This is a genomic window from Sphingopyxis sp., assembly GCF_965279725.1.
GTDB lineage: Bacteria > Pseudomonadota > Alphaproteobacteria > Sphingomonadales > Sphingomonadaceae > Sphingopyxis.
On the sequence record NZ_CBDIIL010000002.1, the window covers coordinates 416837 to 434633 of the forward strand.

Genomic DNA, 17797 nt, shown 5'->3' on the forward strand with positions numbered 1-17797 from the left:
GGTTACGCTCCCGGCTTCGGTGCAGGATGAACGCCCGCGGCCTGTGGTTCGGCCTCGCCGATCCCCGCCAGCCCATCGTCACGGTCTTGCAGCGTGTCGAGGTGCATCCACTTCTTCACGATCGGTGACAGCAGCAGAATGACAACGCTGACGCCCAGCGTGATCCAGCCGATCTTGTCATAGATGGCCAGCGTCGCACTCTTCGTCATCTCGCCGCTTTCGCCGCCGGTCGCCTCACCGATCTTGCCGGCGACGAAATTGCCGACCGCAGTCATATAGAACCACGCGCCCATGATCAGCGACGCCAGATAGGTGGGTGCCAGCCGGTTCATCGCGCTCAGACCCACCGGCGACAGGCAGAGTTCGCCGGTCGTGTGGAGCATGTAGAGCAGGAAGACAAAGAGGACCGGCGTCGCGACCTCGGGACCGACGCTGTTGGCGCCCCAGACAAAGACAAGGAAGCCGAGGCCCACTTGCGCCAGCGCCAGCGCGAACTTGGCGGGCGCCGAAGGTTCGAGCCCCTTTTTACCCAGCCACTGCCACAGCGCCGCAAAGATCGGCGCGAACAGGATGATGTAGATGGGATTGATCGACTGGAACAGCGACGCCGGAACCCCGCCCTCGCCTACGCCGGCCACATAGCGGTCGGTGTAAAGGTTGAAGCTGCCGCCTGCCTGTTCGAACAGGCCCCAGAACAGCGGGTTGAGCGCGATCAGAAACAGGATCGCGAACATACGCTCGCGCGGCTCCTTGGGCAGCTTGAAGCTTTCGTACAGGACGTAGCCGAGCAGCGCGAGACCCGAGACGATCAGCAGGTTCTGGATGACATCCTGATACTGCACCAATGCCCACATCACCGCAACGGCGCCAACGCCGATCGCGTAGATGGTGGTTTCCTTTTGCCGCGACAGCGGCGCCGGCGCTTCGCCAGCGCCGAGCAGGACGTTCTTGCCCAGAACAAAGACGATCAGGCCCGCGACCATGCCGATGCCGGCCAGGCCAAAGCCATAACCCCAGCCAATTTTCTGGCCGAGATAGCCGACGAGGATCGTGCCAAGCGCGGCGCCGACGTTAATTCCCATGTAGAAAATCGTGTAGGCCGCATCGCGGCGCATGTCGGTCAACCGATACAGCTGCCCGACCATCACCGAGATATTGGCCTTGAGAAAACCCGAGCCGACGATGATCAGCGCCAGCGCGAGCCAGAACACGTTGATCGTCGCATCTTCCTGACCGCCGACCCCCTCGAACGCCATGAACAAATGGCCACACGCGAGCAACACGCCGCCGAACAGGACCGCTTTGCGCTGTCCCAGATACCGATCGGCCAGATAGCCGCCAAGCACCGGGGTGATATAGACGAGGCTGGTGTAAGCCCCGTAGATCAGGTTCGATTTACCGTCGGAAAACAGCCAATGCTGGGTCAGGTAAAAGATCAGGATGGCACGCATGCCGTAATAAGAGAAACGCTCCCACATTTCCGCGAAAAAGAGCATATAAAGGCCCTTGGGATGGCCAGCGAATTCGGGTTTCTTGCTACCGGCGATCAGCGCCCCGACGGTCAAAAACGCGCCCAACACGACGACCGCAATAACTGCGATCCAATCGCCTTCGTCCCAAAGGCCCATATCTTTCATTAAAGCGTCCCTTTTCGCTATTATCGTAGGCGCGGCTTTCCGCCGCGCGAATGGCGCAACCTAGCGCGAAAATTGCGTATGGGAAGAATCTAATTGCGCGTGAAACCATCGGTCCGGCGCATTGTCGGGGTTGCATGGGGCCGGTCGGGCAGCCAAATGTAAGCCATGTTCAACGACCGATCTTCGCTGCTCGCACACCTTTCCACCCGCCGTTCGGGCAAGGCGCGCGACATGATTGCGCCCGGCCCCGACGCCGGTGAATTACGCGACATCATTGCGCTGGCGCTGCGCACCCCCGATCATGGCAAGCTGGCGCCGTGGCGCATTGTCACTGTCGCGGCGGACCAGCGCGCGGCCCTTGCGACGCTGCTCAAAACCGCGTGGGTGGAGGAAAATCCCGGCGCCGCCGGACTCGACCTGTCGGCGCTCGACCAGTTCGCGCATCAGGCACCGACCTTGCTCGTCCTGCTCTCTACCCCAATGGCCGAAAGCAAGATTCCTGTCTGGGAACAACAGATGTCGGCCGGCGCCGTCGGCATGAACCTGCTCCATGCCGCGCATGCCCACGGCTTTGTCGGCAGCTGGCTAACCGGTTGGGCCGCCTACAGCCCCGCCGTTGCCGCGGCTTTCGGCGCGGGCGATCACGACACCATCGTCGGCTATTTCTTCATCGGCACTGCGGCCCGCGATCTCGACGAACGGCCACGTCCGGAATATTATGCCGTTGTTCACGCTTGGGAAATTTAGTTACGTTGAGTAGCGTGTTTTTGTAATTACCGGCATTTGACTGTGCTGCTGTCTTATGGCATTAAGGCGGCATGCTCGATCAATCCAAACCCGTATATCAGCGTCTGCGCGACGTCATTGCCAACGCGATTCTCGATGGCAGCTTTGGCGATGGCGACATGTTGCCGTCGGTCCGCTCGCTTGCCGCGGAAGAGGGCGCCAACCCGCTGACCGTCGCCAAGGCGTATCAGACCTTTCAGGACGAGGGGCTGGTCACGGTCAAACGCGGTGTCGGCATGTTCGTCGCTGCAGGCGCGACCGAACGGCTGCGCGACCTGATGCGCGCCGATTTCCTCGCCAATGTCTGGCCCCCGGTCGCCGACCAGATGCGCCGCATCGGCCTCGACGCGCGCACTTTGCTGGATTTGACCGAGGCATAAACCCTAACGCCCGATCTGCGCCGCCTTGTCGCGCAGGTCAGCCGCAGCCTGTCTGTCGCCGCGTTTGTCCAGAAGATCGGCGTAAAACGTCATGATCTCTGCATTCAACGGCTGTAGTCGATACGCACGATCGATCAGTGGCAGCGCGCGGGTCTCGTCGCCCTTCGCCGCCCACGCCCGCGCCAGTTCGCGCAGGATGACGACGTCGCGGTCGCCGATCCGCGCGCGCACCCGGTCAAAATGCCCGATCGCTTCGTCCCAATGCTCGATGTCCATCGCCAGATGTCCGGCCAGCCGCTCGGCGGCGGTGCTCGACGGCTCGCTTTCGCGCAGCGCCAGTATCGCCGCCCCCGACCCCGCCGCGTCGCCCGCGCGGAACAACGCATGGGCCAGCCTCAACGTCGAGCGCTCGCTCGCATCGAGATTGCGCGCGGTACGATAGGCCTGCACCGCGAGGTCGAACTGCCCATCCGCCAGCGCCGCATCGCCCAGCAGAATATGCGCTTCGGCCACGCCGCGGTTGGCGTCACGCAACAGCGTCGCGCGCGCAATCGCCCGCGCGCCGTTGCCGCGCAAAATGTCCGCGCCGATTGCGGGGATCGCCTTTGCCGGATTCAATGGTTGACCATCGGCGGCCATCGACAGCAGCCTATAGTCGTCGGTCGCCGCAAACGGTAGCGCGTCGCCCCGCGTCAACGTCGCCGCGCGCGCCAGATAATCGCCGGCCTCGCCGCGCTGGCCCAATTCGCTCGTGACGCGCCCCGCCAGCAGCAACGACCAGCTGTCGGCGTCGGACCGGTCGACGATCGGCAGCAAAGCCTCGATCGCCCCATCGGCGTCGCCGTCGGCCCAGTTCGCGGCCGCGAGGACACGGCGCGCGGTAAAATTGTCGGGCTGCTCGACCAGCAGCCGGTCGGCCCATGTTGCCGCCACCGCTTCGCCGCCCAGTTCCAGCTCGACAACCGCGCTCAGCAACATGAAACCCGGCTGATCGTCGATTTCTCCGCGGGTGCGCTGAAGCAGGCTGCGTGCCAGCCGGTAATTGTCGGCGCGCGCCGCCAACACGGCTTGCAGATAGAAAAGCCGGGGATCGCGCGGCACGATCGTCGCAGCATGGCGCAGCGCGACCAGCATGTCGCGATAGCGCCCCAGGTCGCCAAGCGTCGCCGCCTGGTCGATCAGCGCGTCCGCATTGTCGGGGTCGACCGCCAGCGCAGCGTCATACCATCGCAGCGCGGCGTTCAGTCCGTCCTCGGTCCGGATCAAATTGGCCTTATACGCCAGCGCGGCGCTGTTCGCCTTGTCGAGCTCGATCGCATAATCGACCGCATCGCGCGCACCCGCGGTGTCGGCATTGGCGTCGCGAAAGCGCGCCACATCGACCCACAGCGCCGAAGACCGCGGCAGTTCCTGTGCCGCCCGGTCATAGGCATTGCGTGCCGCATCCAGATCGCCATTGTCCAGATGGACGTCGCCCGCGACCCACGCCGCCTCGCCGATCATTTCGGGGATGATCGGACCGGCGTCGATCGTCTCGAGGGCGTGCTGGCCCTCACCCTGCATCGCAAAGGCCCGCGCCAACAATGGCCGCAATGCCGCCGGATTGCCGCCCGCCGCCAACGCGCCCTTGACCGCCGCCTCGGCGCCGACCCCGTCGCCCAGTCGGATCGCCACCCGCGTCAGTTCGACGCGCTCGGCGATCGCCTGCGGATTGTCGGCGATCGCGGCCTGCAATTCGGCGCGGCGCTCTTCAAAGGCGCGCCGCGGCGAATTGGGTTGCGCTTCGCCGCATCCCGCCAGCACCGTTGCCGTCAACACCGCCGTCAGCAGCGTGCTCGTCCAGACGCGGCCAGGAACCATTCAGGCCTGCATCCGATATTGTTTGAGCAGGTCGTACAGCGTCGGACGGCTGATCCCGAGCAGCTTGGCGGCGGCCGAAATATTGCCCTCACTTTGCATCATCGCGCGGCGGATCGCCACGCGGTCCGCGGCTTCGCGGGCGCTGCGCAGATTGAGCCACGCCTCTTCACCTTCGGCCTCGCCGCGGGTCGCGAGGTCCAGATCGTCCTTCATCACCAGTTTGCCGTCGGCCATGATGACGGCGCGCTTGATGCGGTTTTCCAGCTCGCGGACATTGCCCGGCCAACGCCCCTCGTCGATCGCCTGCAACGCGTCGGGAGCGAAACCCCGCACCGCAGGGTTCATTTCGGGCGCATATTGATGCAGGAAATGCCGTGCCAGCAGCACCGCGTCGCCGGGCCGTTCGGCCAGCGAAGGGATTTTCACCACCATCTCGGCCAGCCGGTAATACAGGTCGTCGCGAAAACTCTGCTCCGCGATCATCGCGTCGAGGTCGCGGTGCGTGGCGCACACGATGCGGGTATCGACTGCGATCGCTTTGCGCCCACCGATCCGCTCGATCGTCCGCTCCTGCAAAAAGCGCAGCAATTTGACCTGCAGCGGCAGGGGGATGTCGCCGACTTCGTCGAGGAACAAGGTGCCGCCATGCGCCAGCTCGATCTTGCCTTCGGTGGTTTTCACCGCGCCGGTGAATGCCCCCTTTTCATGCCCAAACAATTCGCTTTCGAGCAAATTTTCCGGGATCGCGGCGCAATTGATCGCGACGAACGCGCCGTCGCGGCGCCCGCTCGCTTCGTGCAAACCGCGCGCCAGCAATTCCTTGCCGGTGCCGCTGGCGCCCAGCAACATCACGCTGACGGCAAGGTTCGCGACGCGCTCGATCGTCCGCGCAACCTTTTGCATTTCGGGCGCGCCGGTGATCATCCCGCCCAGCACGCGATTGTCGCTGCTGCCCTGCTGCGCCAGCCGCACATTCTCGACCTCCAGCTCGCGGACGTGAAAAGCGCGGGCCACGATCAGTCCCAGTTCGTCGATGTCGATCGGCTTCTGGTAAAAATCCCAGGCACCGCTGGCGATCGCGGCCAGCGCGCTCGCCCGTTCGCCGTGCCCCGACACGACGATGACCTTGGTGTCGGGCTTTGCCTCGAGGATCGCGGCGAGCGTGCGGAACCCTTCGCGCGTCCCGTCGGGATCAGGCGGCAGGCCCAGGTCGAGGGTCACGACATCGGGCTCTTCGGCGCGCAGCATTTCGATCGCCGCATCATGGTCGCCCGCGATCAGCACCCGATAATCCTCATACGCCCATTTCAGCTGCGCCTGCAGCCCCGGGTCGTCCTCGACCACCAGCAATGTGCGCGTTTTGGCGCCGCTTTCGCTCATTTCGATGCCACTTTCATCATCGTTGTGCCGCCGACTACACCTTCCGGCGCGTCGGCGAGCGGCAGCCACAACGTAAAGCTGCTGCCCCTGCCGGGTTCGCTCTCGACATCGATGGCGCCGCCCATCCCCTGCGCAATCTGCAAGGCCTCAAAAGCCCCAAGGCCAAAGCCGCCGTCCTTCGTCGAGACAAAGGGTTTGAACAATTCGTCGCGAATAAAGCCGCGCGTCATGCCGCTGCCCTGGTCGATCACATCGACGCGCACGCGGCCATGCTCGGACACCGCCACAATCTGCACCGGCGCCCCCGGCTCTGACGCATCGATGGCGTTGGCGACCAGATGCTGAACGATCTGCCGTACCGAAGCCGCGTCACCCCAGGCCAGCAGCCCGGACTGGCATCCGACGAACAGCTCGCGTTGCGGCCGCACTTCCGCCGCGATGTCATTCAATATCGGCTCGATCAAAACCTTCGCCGCCTCCGCCCGCGCACCACGCGCACGCGGCGCCAGCCGGACGAGAAGGTCGCTGAGCCGCCCGGCCGAAATTTTCAGCGTTTCGACCATATCGGCGCGAAACTCGGGCTTGTCGGCGTGGCGTTCGGCGTTGCGTGCCAGCAAACCGATCTGGCTCGCCAGATTTTTGATGTCGTGCATGATGAAGGCAAAGCGGCGATTGAATTCATCGAACCTTCGCGCCTCCGACAACGCCTCTTGGCTCTGCGATTCAGCGAGATAGCTGGCCGCCTGTTGGCCCGCGATCCGCAGCACATCCAGGTCTTCCCAGTCGAGCGCGCGCGAAACCGGTGGGCGATGCAACACGACCACTGCGATCATGCGCTGGAAATGCAGGATCGGCACGACGACCCATGCGCGCGGGTCGCCAACCAGCCAGGCGGGGATTGCCAGATCGTCGCCGGCCGGATCTTCGCCCTTCGGGCCACGGCGCTGCGCATCGAGATCGACGATGTGCCGCGTCTCTTGCAACATGAACGCCGATCGCAGGGACAGCGTCGCGTCATCTGCATCGACATCGACCGGCCAGTGCCATTGCTCGGCGACGCGAAAACTGCCCGCTGCGTCGGGCAGCATCAACAGCGCGCCGGGGCTGCCGGTCAGCTCGGCCAGCGCTTTGGCGACGCGTCGATGCAGGTTGCGGTCGTCTTCGCTCCCATCTCCTTGGACGCCCTGCCCCAACGTCGCCGTGAAGCGCATCCATTCGGCGCGATAATCATAACGATGTTCGAAAAAATGCTTGGAAATCATGACCGTCAGCCAGGCGCGCGCCCGCGCCGACACGATCAGCAATCCGCCCGCGCCCAGCGCGACGACCAGCGACGCCCCTTGCGCCAGTTCGGCATAATCGCCGCCGACCAGCCGCGCGATCGCGCCGGTCAGGCCGATCAGTACCAGATAAGCTGCACCGCCGATCAGAATCAGCGTCCGCATCGCCGCGGTGCGCGACAGCCGCATCCGCTCGCGCCCGATATCCATCGCTGCGACGACATAGGTTGGCAGCATCAGCAAAACGACTGCGGGCAACAGCGCGATCAGCGTCGACGCCGTTTTGCCGGTCAGCGCACCGATCAGCTGAACGTTCAGTTCATACGCCCACAGCATCGCGAACCCGCCCGCAACCGCCATCATCGGCATGCGCAATCCGGCGCTCGCGTGGCGAACCCCGCTATCGACGATCAGCAAGCCGCCGGTCGCCACGATCATCGCCGCAAAGGTCAGCGTCGGCGTCATCCATGACTCTGCCTGCGTACCCGCGCGCCAATGGGCCACCACACCCAGCACGAGCGTGAGGACGCAGATCGTCATCAGCATCCGCAGGATCAGACGTAGCGGCCGCGACATCGGTGCGGCAGGCGACCAGAATGTCGCGCTCAACCAGCCGAGCATCGCCAGGTCGCGCAGCGCCTGCGCCACCAGCGCCTGCGACGATCCGGGGGCAAACAGCGCCAGCGCCGCGCACCACAATGCGGTCGCTGCGGCGGCCAGCATCAGAATCCGCGGCGCCGGCATCAGCACCGCCATCCGCGCCGCTGGCCGCGCCAGCAGCCACAGCGTGACGGCCGAAAAACCGACCAGTGCCAGCACCGACAATATTTCGGACAGCCCGACCAGCATCGTCAGCGCGCACCGTCGGGCCACAGCACGACGCGCACCGTCTGCAACAGGATCAACAGATCGAGGAAGGGCGAATAGTTTTTCGCATAATACAGGTCATATTCCAGCTTCACCCGCGCATCCTCGACCGACGCGCCATAGGGATAATTGATCTGCGCCCAGCCGGTCAGGCCGGGTTTCACCATGTGCCGCTCGGCATAAAAGGGCAGTTTTTGCTCAAGCTCTTCGACAAAGCTCGGTCGTTCGGGACGCGGCCCGACAAAGCTCATCTCGCCCTTCAGGACGCACCACAATTGTGGCAGTTCGTCGATCCGCAGCTGACGGATGATCCGCCCGACGCGGGTGATGCGCGGGTCGTTCTCGCTTGCCCACACCGCTTTGCCTGCGGCTTCGGCATCGGTGCGCATCGACCGGACCTTGTAGATATCATATGGCTCGCCGAACAATCCGACGCGCGGCTGGCGATAAAAAACCGGCCCGCGGCTGTCGAGCACCACCGCGATACCCGCGACGACGATCAACGGCAGTCCGACGATCAGCACGATCAGGCTCGCAAGGATGTCGAACAGGCGCTTGCCGACCTTCGAAATCCGCTGCCCCGCCGAAAATCCGTCCGAAAAAATCAGCCCGCTTGGGTTGGTCGTCGCCAGATCGACCCGCCCGGTCTCGCGTTCGATAAAGCTCGCGATGTCGTTGACATGCACGCCAGTCGTTTTGACGCGCAGCAGATCGGCGAGCGGCAGCGCGTTGCGCCGCTCCTCGAGCGCCAGCACCACTTCGCCCGCGCGCAGCGTCACGACATGCTCGGACAGATTGGGAATTGCCTCGCGCGGCACCGCGCCCGGAACTTTTTTCTCGGCCTCGGTCATCGCGATAAAGCCGACAATCTCCAGCCCGCTGCCCGGTTCATCGGCCAGCGCCGCCAGTCGCGCCGCCCGCGGCCCAGCCCCCAGCACCAGGATCCGGCGCCGAAACGCCTCGGCCCCCGCCGACTGGGTGAGCGCCAGGCGAATGATGAACAACGCCGCGATCGCGAGCGCCATCGCGTACAGACTGTTCGCGCGCCACAGCGTCGCGGTGGGCAACAGGAAGCCCAGGACCGACAGAAATATCACACCGAGCGAAATCGCCGCGAGCAGGCGCGCCGTGGCGAAACGCATCGAGCGGAGCCCCTCGTTGCCGTACATTCCGGTTGCCATCATCGCGAGTGAATTGGAAACCGCGAAGGTCGCCAGCGGCAGCGAGCGATCCGCCAGCGGCCCCGCGTCGAACCCCGCTTGGCCGGCATAGAGATGCCACGCCGCTTCAGCCGAGCCGAGCAACGCCAAAAATTCGATCAGTGCCAGCCAGACGACGGCGTGCGGGACATAATGTTTGAACAGCCGGAACATGAAAAACAAAGCCCTTTCCTGTCCTCGATACTACAGCCGAGGCGTGTACTGTCGGTTAATTTTACACTCGGCACTTGCCCGATCGGGGGTGACCCGTGGTCGCAGACGCGATAAAGCCGCGCGATGACAACGATGATTCAACCCGTCATTTTGTGCGGTGGTGCCGGAACGCGGCTGTGGCCCGAATCGCGGGGCGACCGCGCGAAGCAGTTCCTGCCGCTCACCGGCCTGCAAAGCCTGTTCCAGCAAACCCTTGCGCGCACCCCGGCGGGCGCCGCTTTCCAGCCCCCGATCATCCTGTGCGGCGCCGCTCATGTATCTGCGGTGCGCGACCAGTTGGACACGCGCGAGGCGGCGCTCATCGTCGAACCGATGCCGCGCAACACCGCCGCTGCGATCGCGCTGGCCGTCGCGCGCGCCGATGCCGATACGCTGCTGCTGGTGATGCCGAGCGACCATGTCATCGCCGATGTCGCCGCCTTTCACGACGCGATCGCCAAGGCCGCGCGGCTGGCGCAACAGGACTGGATCGTCACCTTCGGCATCACCCCCGACGGCCCCGAGACCGGCTTCGGGTACATCGCCAACGGCGACGCAGTCGGCGACGACGGCTTCAAAGTCGATCGTTTCATCGAAAAGCCTCCGCTCGCCGATGCAGAGGCGATGCTGGCGGCGGGCGGCTACAGCTGGAACGCCGGGATCTTCCTGTTTCGTGCCGGGCGGATGCGCGATGCAATGCTCACCCATTGCCGCGCGATTTTCGAAGCCGCCGATCGCGCGGTTGCGTCGGGGTTGATCGACGGCGAAGCGCTCTACGCCGACGCGGCCCACTTCGCCGCGGCGCCGTCGGACTCGATAGATTATGCGGTAATGGAAAAGGACGATCGCGTCGCCGTCGTCCCCGCCGCGATGGGCTGGTCTGATCTCGGCAGCTGGCAGGCGGTCCACACGCTCGGCGAAAAGGACGCAGCGGGCAACGCCGTCACCGGTGACGCCTTCCTCCACGATAGCCGGGGCAATCTGGTGCGCGCCGGCGGCAAGCGCGTATCGCTGGTCGGCATGGAAAATGTCGCGGTGATCGTCGATGGCGACGATATCCTCGTCATGCCGCTCGACCGGTCGCAAGATGTCCGCGCCGCGGCCAAGGCGCGCGAATAGCCGCTCGCCCCTGACAGACGGTACATCGGGGCGCTTGCGCGGCGCGCAATTGGCAACAATAGTCCTTGCATTCATCATCACCGGGAGATCGCCGATGCTCGACCGCCGTACCCTGCTGGCCGCAGCCGCCACCTCGTCAATGCTTGCGATGGCGCGTTCGCCCGCTCGCGCGATGCTGGCCAACACGCCCGCCGAAGAAGGCGCGCGTCTGACCGCGCTCTATGAGCGCATCTACGACAGGCTGCTCGACCTCGATCCCGAATTCGCGACCTCGCTCGGGTCGGACAAGGGCGACCGCGCCGCCGCGAAATCGCGCCTCGCTGACCGGTCGCCCGCCGGCATTGCCCGCGGCCAGGATCTGTACCGCCAGGGGCTGGCCGAGCTGAAGACATTCGATCCGGCGAAGCTCGGCGGCATGGACCGCATCAATTACGACACCTTCCGCGGACCGTGGGAAACCTATGTCAACGCCTACGACACCTTCAGCTACGGCCTGCACAGTTGGCCCGAACCGCATCCGGTGACCCAGCTCGGCGGCATCTACCGCCTGATCCCCGATTTCCTTATCAATCAGCACAGCATCGCCGACGCTGCGGATGCCGAGGCCTATCTGGCGCGCTGCACCGCGTTCGCCGCGGAGCTCGACAATGAAACGGCGCGGATCAACGCCGAACATGCCGCGGGCATCATTCCGCCTGATTTCATCATCGACCGGACGCTGCAGCAATATGTCGCCGTCATGGCACCGACCGCCGAGGCGAACGGTCTGACCACCAACCTGGCCGCCAAGACGAAAGATATTCCCGGCGACTGGGCGGGCCGCTGCACCGCGATCGTCAAAGACAAAATCTATCCCGCGATGCAGCGACAGGTCGCCGAACTGCGCGCCGTCCGCCCGCGTTCGACCCACGACGCCGGGGTCTGGCGGCTGCCCAAGGGCGACGAATATTATACCTACGCGCTGGCCTATGCGACGACGACCAACAAGACCGCCGCAGAAATCCACCAGCTGGGGCTCGACCGTATCGCCGAACTGTCGGCCCGCGCCGATGCGATTTTCCGCAAACAGGGGATGACCAAGGGCAGCGTGGCGCAGCGACTGCGCGCGCTCGCCAAGGATCCGCGCTTCATCTTCGCCAACACCGATGGCGGTAAGGCCAAGCTGATCGCGTCGCTCAACGACCAGATCCAGAAAATGCAGACGCGGCTCCCCGAAATGTTCGGCCGTTTACCCAAGGCAAAAGTCGATATCCGCCGCGTCCCGCCCGACACAGAGGCCGGCTCGCCCGGCGGCTATTATCAGGTGCCCGCGCTCGACGGATCACGCCCGGGCGCCTATTATATCAATCTGCGCGATACCGCCGAAACGCCGTCGTGGACGCTGCCCACGCTCACCTATCACGAAGCCACCCCGGGGCATCACCACCAGATCGCGCTGGCGCAAGAGGCCACGGGCATCCCGCGCCTACGCCGCCTGCCCGCCTATTCGGTCTATACCGAGGGTTGGGGCATGTACGCCGAACAGCTCGCCGACGAAATGGGCGCTTATGCCGACGATCCCTTCGGGCAGCTCGGCTATCTGCAATCCTATATGTTCCGCGCCGCGCGGCTCGTCGTCGACACCGGGCTTCACCACTTCAGCTGGAGCCGCGAAAAAGCGATCGCTTATTATAACGAAGTGCTCGGGACGTCCGAGGCGTCGAACGTGACCGAGATTGAACGCTATTGCGTCTGGCCCGGTCAGGCGACGAGCTACATGGTCGGCCAGATCAGCTGGGTCGAAATCCGCGAAAAAGCCCGCCAGGCGCTTGGCCCCAAATTCGACTATCGCGGTTTCCACGACACCGCCTTGTCGGCGGGCGCGATGCCGATTTCGGTACTCGCGTCGGTAATCGACCGCTGGGTCGCCGAACAAAAAACCTGATCGAACGGGCGCCGCACCGCTGATCTAAGGCCGGGCGTCGCCCTCCGGTTTCGCCGCCAGCACCCGCGCCACCGTCGCGGGCCAGTCGTCGAAGCGCCAGAATTTCTGGCTCGCGCGGCCGACAATGCCCGGTTCGCGCGCCGTTTGCGTAATCGCACAATCGAACGGCGGGCATTCGGCCAGCAGATCGCAATCGAAAAACACCCGCACGACGATCGCCTCGCCCGCTTCGCCCGCGCTGCCGGTGACGATCCCCAGCATCCCGGTCGACAGGGTCACCAGCGTCCCGACCGGAAAAATGCCCAGGCTGTCGGCGAACTTGTCGAGCAACGGCGCATCGAAATGGCCGGTCCAGCTTTGCATCGCGGTCAAGGCCTCACACGGCGTCCACGCCGCCTTATAAGGGCGGTCGGACGTCACCGCGTCATAGACATCGCAGATCGCACCCATTCGCGCATAAAGTGACAGCGCGTCCCCGCCCAGCCCGTCGGGATAGCCCGACCCATCCATCTTTTCGTGATGGCGCAAACACACCTCCAGCGCCGCCGCCGGAATGTCGGACGATTGCGCCAGCAAAGCATGCCCCGCCAACGGGTGACCCTCGACCGAAGCCCGTTCACGCAGCGTCAGCTTTCCGGGCTTCAACAGCACATCGTCGGCGATCGCGACCTTGCCGACGTCGTGCAGCAGCCCCGCGACCCCCAGCGCCTGAACCTCGGCGTCATCCAGCTTCAGGTGGCGGCCAAAATTGATCATCAGCGCACAGACCGCAACCGAATGCAGATAGGTATATTCGTCCTTCTGCTTCAACCGCACCAGATTGATCAGCGCCCGCGAATGGCGCGTGATGGAATCGCCGATCGCCTGCGCCAACGGGGCGATTTTGCTGCCATCTACAGCGCGGCCCATCCGGGCCGAGTCAAACAGGTCGATCACGGCGCGCCGCGACTTGTCGATGACCCGCGCCGCCCGCCGACGCTCTTGCGCATAAGTTGCGGGACGGACGGCCTTTTCGCGCAGCGGCGGCGAAAAGGTCGTGGCGCGGCGGCGCTCGACACCGCGATAGGGCGGCGCCATTCCGCCATCGGACGTGCGGCGCTCGGTGTAAGGTTCCGCAAGGTCCGCGCCGTGGGGCGACCGACTTCGACTGCGATCGACGATCACCGCCGTCACCTCGGACTGTCGGATCCGCGCCAGTTGCGCCGCCGTTTCAACCAGGAAGCGGCTGCGCCAGAACGGATGATCGATCCAGCGCCCGTCGAACCCGTCGACGAACATGCCGATTTCGACCTGTTCGGGTTTGAGATGAAGCAACATGGGTTCGGTCCTGTTCGGGTGGCCGCGACAGCCCCGACATTCGATTAACGTCCAGAACGGATGATGTTTTAGCTGAAGCCTCGACCAAGCTTGCACATCATGCAAACTTTGCCAGCCTCAGATGCAACTGCGCCCGGTGCGGCGGGTTGATGCGGTGTCGCCTTCCGCGGCGGAAGGAACGACCGATGCCCAAAAAACCAGCCCGCTCGCCCGCGACCGACAATCAGCTCAGCGACCACCAGCCGGGTTCCGGACATGGCGCGTTCAAGACCGCGAAGGGCAACGGCGGCGAGCTTCATCAGACCGCCACTGCCGACGACGCCGCGTCCTATCTGACCGACAATTTCGGTCACCGCATTTCCGACAACCAGAACTCGCTGCGCGCCGGTGAGCGCGGGCCGACCCTGTTGGAGGATTTTGTCCTCCGCGAAAAAATCTTCCACTTCGACCATGAACGCATCCCCGAACGGATCGTCCACGCGCGCGGGTCTGGCGCACATGGCGTGTTCGAATGCACGAAAGCGATTCCCGGGTTGACCAAGGCATCGATTTTCCAGACCGAGGGCGCAACCTGTCCCGTCTTCGTCCGCTTCTCGACCGTCGCCGGCGGCGCCGGGTCGGTCGACACCCCGCGCGACGTCCGCGGCTTCGCGGTCAAGCTCTACACCGACAGCGGCAATTGGGATCTGGTCGGCAACAATATCCCGGTGTTCTTCATCCAGGACGCGATGAAATTTCCCGATCTGGTCCACAGCGTCAAGATGGAGGCCGACCGCGGCTATCCGCAGGCGGGCAGCGCGCACGACACCTTCTGGGATTTCATCGGCCTGATGCCAGAGGCGATGCACATGATCATGTGGGCGATGTCCGACCGCACGATCCCGCGCAGCCTGCGCATGATCGAGGGTTTCGGCGTCCACACCTTCCGCTTCGTCAATGCGAAGGGCGATGGCAAGTTCGTCAAGTTCCACTGGAAGCCGGTGCTCGGCATCCAGTCGACGACATGGGACGAGGCGGTCAAGATCGCCGGGGCCGACCCCGACTTCCATCGCCGCGACCTGTTCGAGGCAATCGACGCGGGCGATTTCCCGGCGTGGGATCTCGGCGTCCAGGTCTTCGACGAGGCGTTCGCCGCCAAGCAGCCCTATGACGTGCTCGACGCGACCAAGCTGATCCCCGAAGAAGATGTGCCGGTCGAGATCGTCGGCCGCATGACGCTCAACCGCAACGTCGACAATTTCTTTGCCGAAACCGAACAGGTGGCGTTCCTGCCCTCGAACATCATTCCCGGTATCGACTTCAGCAACGATCCGCTGCTCCAGGGGCGTCTCTTCTCCTATCTTGACACGCAAAAGTCGCGGCTGGGGACGACAAATTTCCACCAGATCCCGATCAATGCGCCCAAATGCCCGTTCCACAACTTCCAGCGCGACGGGATGATGCAGACGCAGGTGCCGACCGGGCGCGCCAATTACGAACCCAACAGCCTTGGCGAAGCTGGCGAAAACAGCGGCCCGCGCGCCAGCATGGCCACCGGTTTCACCAGCTTCAGGGCCAATGACGAACGCAATGACCCGGTGCAGAAACTGCGCATCCGCGCCGAGCTGTTCGCCGATCATTTCAGCCAGGCGCGGATGTTCTACCTGTCGCAGACCGAAAATGAGCAGGCGCATATCGCATCGGCGCTGGTATTCGAACTGTCGAAGGTGACCCTCGGCCATGTCCGCGTCCGCGTCGTCGGCCAGCTGCGCAACATCGACGAAGACCTCGCCAAACGCGTCGCGGTCGGCCTCGCGATTGATCTGCCATCCAAGGAAAAGGCGGCCCGCGCGCCCGTCGACCTCAAACCCTCAGACGCGCTGTCGATCCAGAAGAACGCCGACGACACGATGGAAGGCCGCAAGGTCGCGATCCTGTTTGGCGAAGGATCGGACAAGGCGGCGATCGAAGCGCTGAAAAGCACGATCGAAAAGGCGGGCGGCACCGCTTTCCTCGTCGCGCCGAAGGTCGGCGGCATCAAGGTCAAGGGCGGTACGCTCAAAGCCGACGGCCAGCTGGCCGGATCGCCTTCGGTGCTCTTCGACGCGGTGGCCTCGGTGCTCACCGACGAGCAGGCCAAGACACTGTCAACGCAAGGCGCCGCCGTCCAATGGTTCATGGACGCCTTCGGCCATTGCAAGACGATCGCGCACGACGATGCCACCCAAATTTTGCTCGACAAGGCGGGCGTCGAAAAGGACGGCGGTGTCGTTGCACTCGACGGGTTCGGCAAAGTCGGCACGCGGCGGCATTGGGCGCGCGAAGCCAAGGTCCGCGACCTGGCCTGAGGCTGCTGTTTCAATCCCCCGCGAAGTCGAACGCGCTCACCCCGCGTTCGCCCTCGCGGAACCGCAACGGGCGGCCGAGGGGCGGCATCGATCTTTGGACGCAGCCGGTGCGAGTGCAGCGGCGGCAACCGAGGCCGATCGGAGTTGCGGGATTGCGCATCAGGTCGAGGCCGCGCGCCGCGATCAGCGGCGCCGCGACTTTGGCATCGACCCCGACGCACACCGCAAAGCGCGCGGGTGTGCCGCTGCCCGTCGCGCCCGGCGCCGCGACGCTGCGACTTTGGGTGAACCAGCGCGACCCATCCTCCAGCTCGACCAGATCGGCAATCACCTCGCCGGGCCGGGCAAAGGCTTCGTGCGCGCCCCACAGCGGACAGCGCGTGTCGCCATCGACCAGCGGCGACTGGCTCGCCCCGGCGTAACGCTTGCTGCCCTGCCCCGCGCGGTCGATGCGCAGCATGAAGAACGGCAAGCCGCGCGCTCCGACGCGCTGCAAGGTGGTCAGCCGGTGCGCGACCTGCTCATATCCCGCCCCGAAACGCCGCTGGAGCAGCAACAGATCATAGCCCGTCGCGTCGCAGGCGCGCAGGAAACGGCCATAGGGCATCATCAGCGCCGCCGCGAAATAATGTACCAGATGGCGCTCGAACAAACGCGCCGCCGCGCTTTCCGCAAACTCGGCGCCCGCGACCAGCGCATCGATCTCGGCCTTCGCCTCGATCTGGGCCAGCGTCGCCGCGGCCTGAAAGGTGCGCGAGGCGGGACGGAGTAGCTCGCTCAGCATAAGTTGCCGCGCATGCCAGTCGAGCCAGCGCAGCCGATCGGGCATCACATCGCTCGGCAGGATGCGGATACCCAGCTGATGCCGCGTCCGCAAACGCTCTGAAATCGTGCCATACAGATCGCCGCCCGCGAGCCGCAGTTCGTCGGCCAGTTCTTCGGCCTTCGCATCCAGATCGGCAAAATGGTTGCGCCATTTCTCGATCGCGCGGCGAACCGCGGCAACTTCGGGCGCTTCCTCCTGTAAAGCCGCGCCACCTTCGGGCGCGGCATCGAACAGGCGGGCGAACGCCGCGGCGGTCGTTGGCGCAGTCTGCAACCACTCCTCGACCTCCTGCGGCCCGATGCCCAGGTCGGCAAAGCGCGGATCGGCCAGCCGCCGCCGCAGCCCGGCAAGCCCACCCGGCACCGTATCGGCGCCCAGCTTGGCCGCGTCGAACCCGAACCGTTCGGCCAGCCGCACGATCACCGTCGCCGACAACGGCCGTTGACCATGCTCGATCAGATTGAGGTAGCTCGGCGAGATCGTCAGCGCATCGGCCATCGCCGCCTGGGTCAAACCCGCGTCGCGCCGCACCTTGCGCACCGCCGGTCCCGCAAACACGCTCCGCTCCACCATTGTTTGTAACTTTCTTTACTGATTTACACGCTAATTTACACCTAATCGCCCTTATTCACAAATATTATTGACAAAGCTTTTCACTTTGTGCGGCACTTTCGCCAACATC

At 64.6% G+C, this 17797-nt stretch carries 12 protein-coding genes; 5 read left to right on the forward strand and 7 right to left on the reverse strand.

Annotated elements, in window-relative coordinates:
- Positions 1-2 precede the first annotated feature (2 nt).
- Positions 3-1637, reverse strand: a complete 1635-nt coding sequence (locus ACQY6T_RS06470) for a peptide MFS transporter (protein ID WP_428629652.1) — start codon at positions 1635-1637, stop codon at positions 3-5.
- Positions 1638-1802: 165 nt separating this feature from the next.
- Between ACQY6T_RS06470 and ACQY6T_RS06475 the strand changes: the two genes are divergently transcribed.
- Together ACQY6T_RS06475 and ACQY6T_RS06480 are read left to right on the forward strand one after the other, a co-directional pair.
- The gene (locus ACQY6T_RS06475) at positions 1803-2384 is read left to right on the forward strand and encodes a nitroreductase family protein (RefSeq protein ID WP_428629653.1); all 582 of its coding nucleotides are present in this window, start codon (positions 1803-1805) and stop codon (positions 2382-2384) included.
- 71 nt (positions 2385-2455) lie between these two features.
- Positions 2456-2803, forward strand: a complete 348-nt coding sequence (locus ACQY6T_RS06480; protein WP_428629655.1) for a GntR family transcriptional regulator — start codon at positions 2456-2458, stop codon at positions 2801-2803.
- 3 nt (positions 2804-2806) lie between these two features.
- On the opposite strand, the gene ACQY6T_RS06485 is transcribed toward ACQY6T_RS06480, so the two are convergent.
- From ACQY6T_RS06485 to ACQY6T_RS06500, 4 genes are read right to left on the reverse strand one after another with little or no spacing between them, the layout of a single operon-like run.
- A complete protein-coding gene (locus tag ACQY6T_RS06485) occupies positions 2807-4663 on the reverse strand; it encodes a tetratricopeptide repeat protein (protein WP_428629657.1) in 1857 nt (618 codons plus the stop codon).
- Positions 4664-6043 carry a PEP-CTERM-box response regulator transcription factor gene (gene prsR / locus ACQY6T_RS06490; protein WP_428629659.1) on the reverse strand — a complete coding sequence of 460 codons (1380 nt, stop codon included), beginning with the start codon at positions 6041-6043 and terminating at the stop codon, positions 4664-4666.
- Complete coding sequence (gene prsK, locus ACQY6T_RS06495) at positions 6040-8196, reverse strand: XrtA/PEP-CTERM system histidine kinase PrsK (protein ID WP_428629661.1); 2157 nt, start codon at positions 8194-8196, stop codon at positions 6040-6042. The genes prsR and prsK overlap by 4 nt, the downstream gene beginning before the upstream one ends.
- Positions 8175-9563 carry a TIGR03013 family XrtA/PEP-CTERM system glycosyltransferase gene (locus ACQY6T_RS06500; protein WP_428630389.1) on the reverse strand — a complete coding sequence of 463 codons (1389 nt, stop codon included), beginning with the start codon at positions 9561-9563 and terminating at the stop codon, positions 8175-8177. Before ACQY6T_RS06500 ends, prsK begins: the two co-directional genes overlap by 22 nt.
- A gap of 132 nt (positions 9564-9695) precedes the next feature.
- On the opposite strand from ACQY6T_RS06500, the gene ACQY6T_RS06505 reads away from it, so the two are divergent.
- Positions 9696-10721 (forward strand): mannose-1-phosphate guanylyltransferase, encoded by a 1026-nt coding sequence (locus tag ACQY6T_RS06505; protein WP_428629663.1) that lies wholly within the window; start codon positions 9696-9698, stop codon positions 10719-10721.
- 94 nt (positions 10722-10815) lie between these two features.
- Complete coding sequence (locus tag ACQY6T_RS06510) at positions 10816-12645, forward strand: DUF885 domain-containing protein (protein WP_428629665.1); 1830 nt, start codon at positions 10816-10818, stop codon at positions 12643-12645.
- A gap of 24 nt (positions 12646-12669) precedes the next feature.
- Here ACQY6T_RS06510 and ACQY6T_RS06515 read toward each other — a convergent pair whose 3' ends face one another.
- Positions 12670-13962: an HD-GYP domain-containing protein gene (locus tag ACQY6T_RS06515; protein WP_428629666.1), complete on the reverse strand. Its 1293-nt coding sequence runs from the start codon at positions 13960-13962 to the stop codon at positions 12670-12672.
- Between the two features lie 185 nt (positions 13963-14147).
- Here ACQY6T_RS06515 and ACQY6T_RS06520 point away from each other — a divergent pair, with 185 nt between their 5' ends.
- Positions 14148-16289, forward strand: a complete 2142-nt coding sequence (locus ACQY6T_RS06520) for a catalase (protein ID WP_428629668.1) — start codon at positions 14148-14150, stop codon at positions 16287-16289.
- Positions 16290-16299: 10 nt separating this feature from the next.
- Here ACQY6T_RS06520 and ACQY6T_RS06525 read toward each other — a convergent pair whose 3' ends face one another.
- Entirely contained in the window at positions 16300-17688 is a 1389-nt protein-coding gene (locus ACQY6T_RS06525; RefSeq protein WP_428629670.1) for a helix-turn-helix domain-containing protein, read from the reverse strand.
- Positions 17689-17797: the final 109 nt, after the last annotated feature.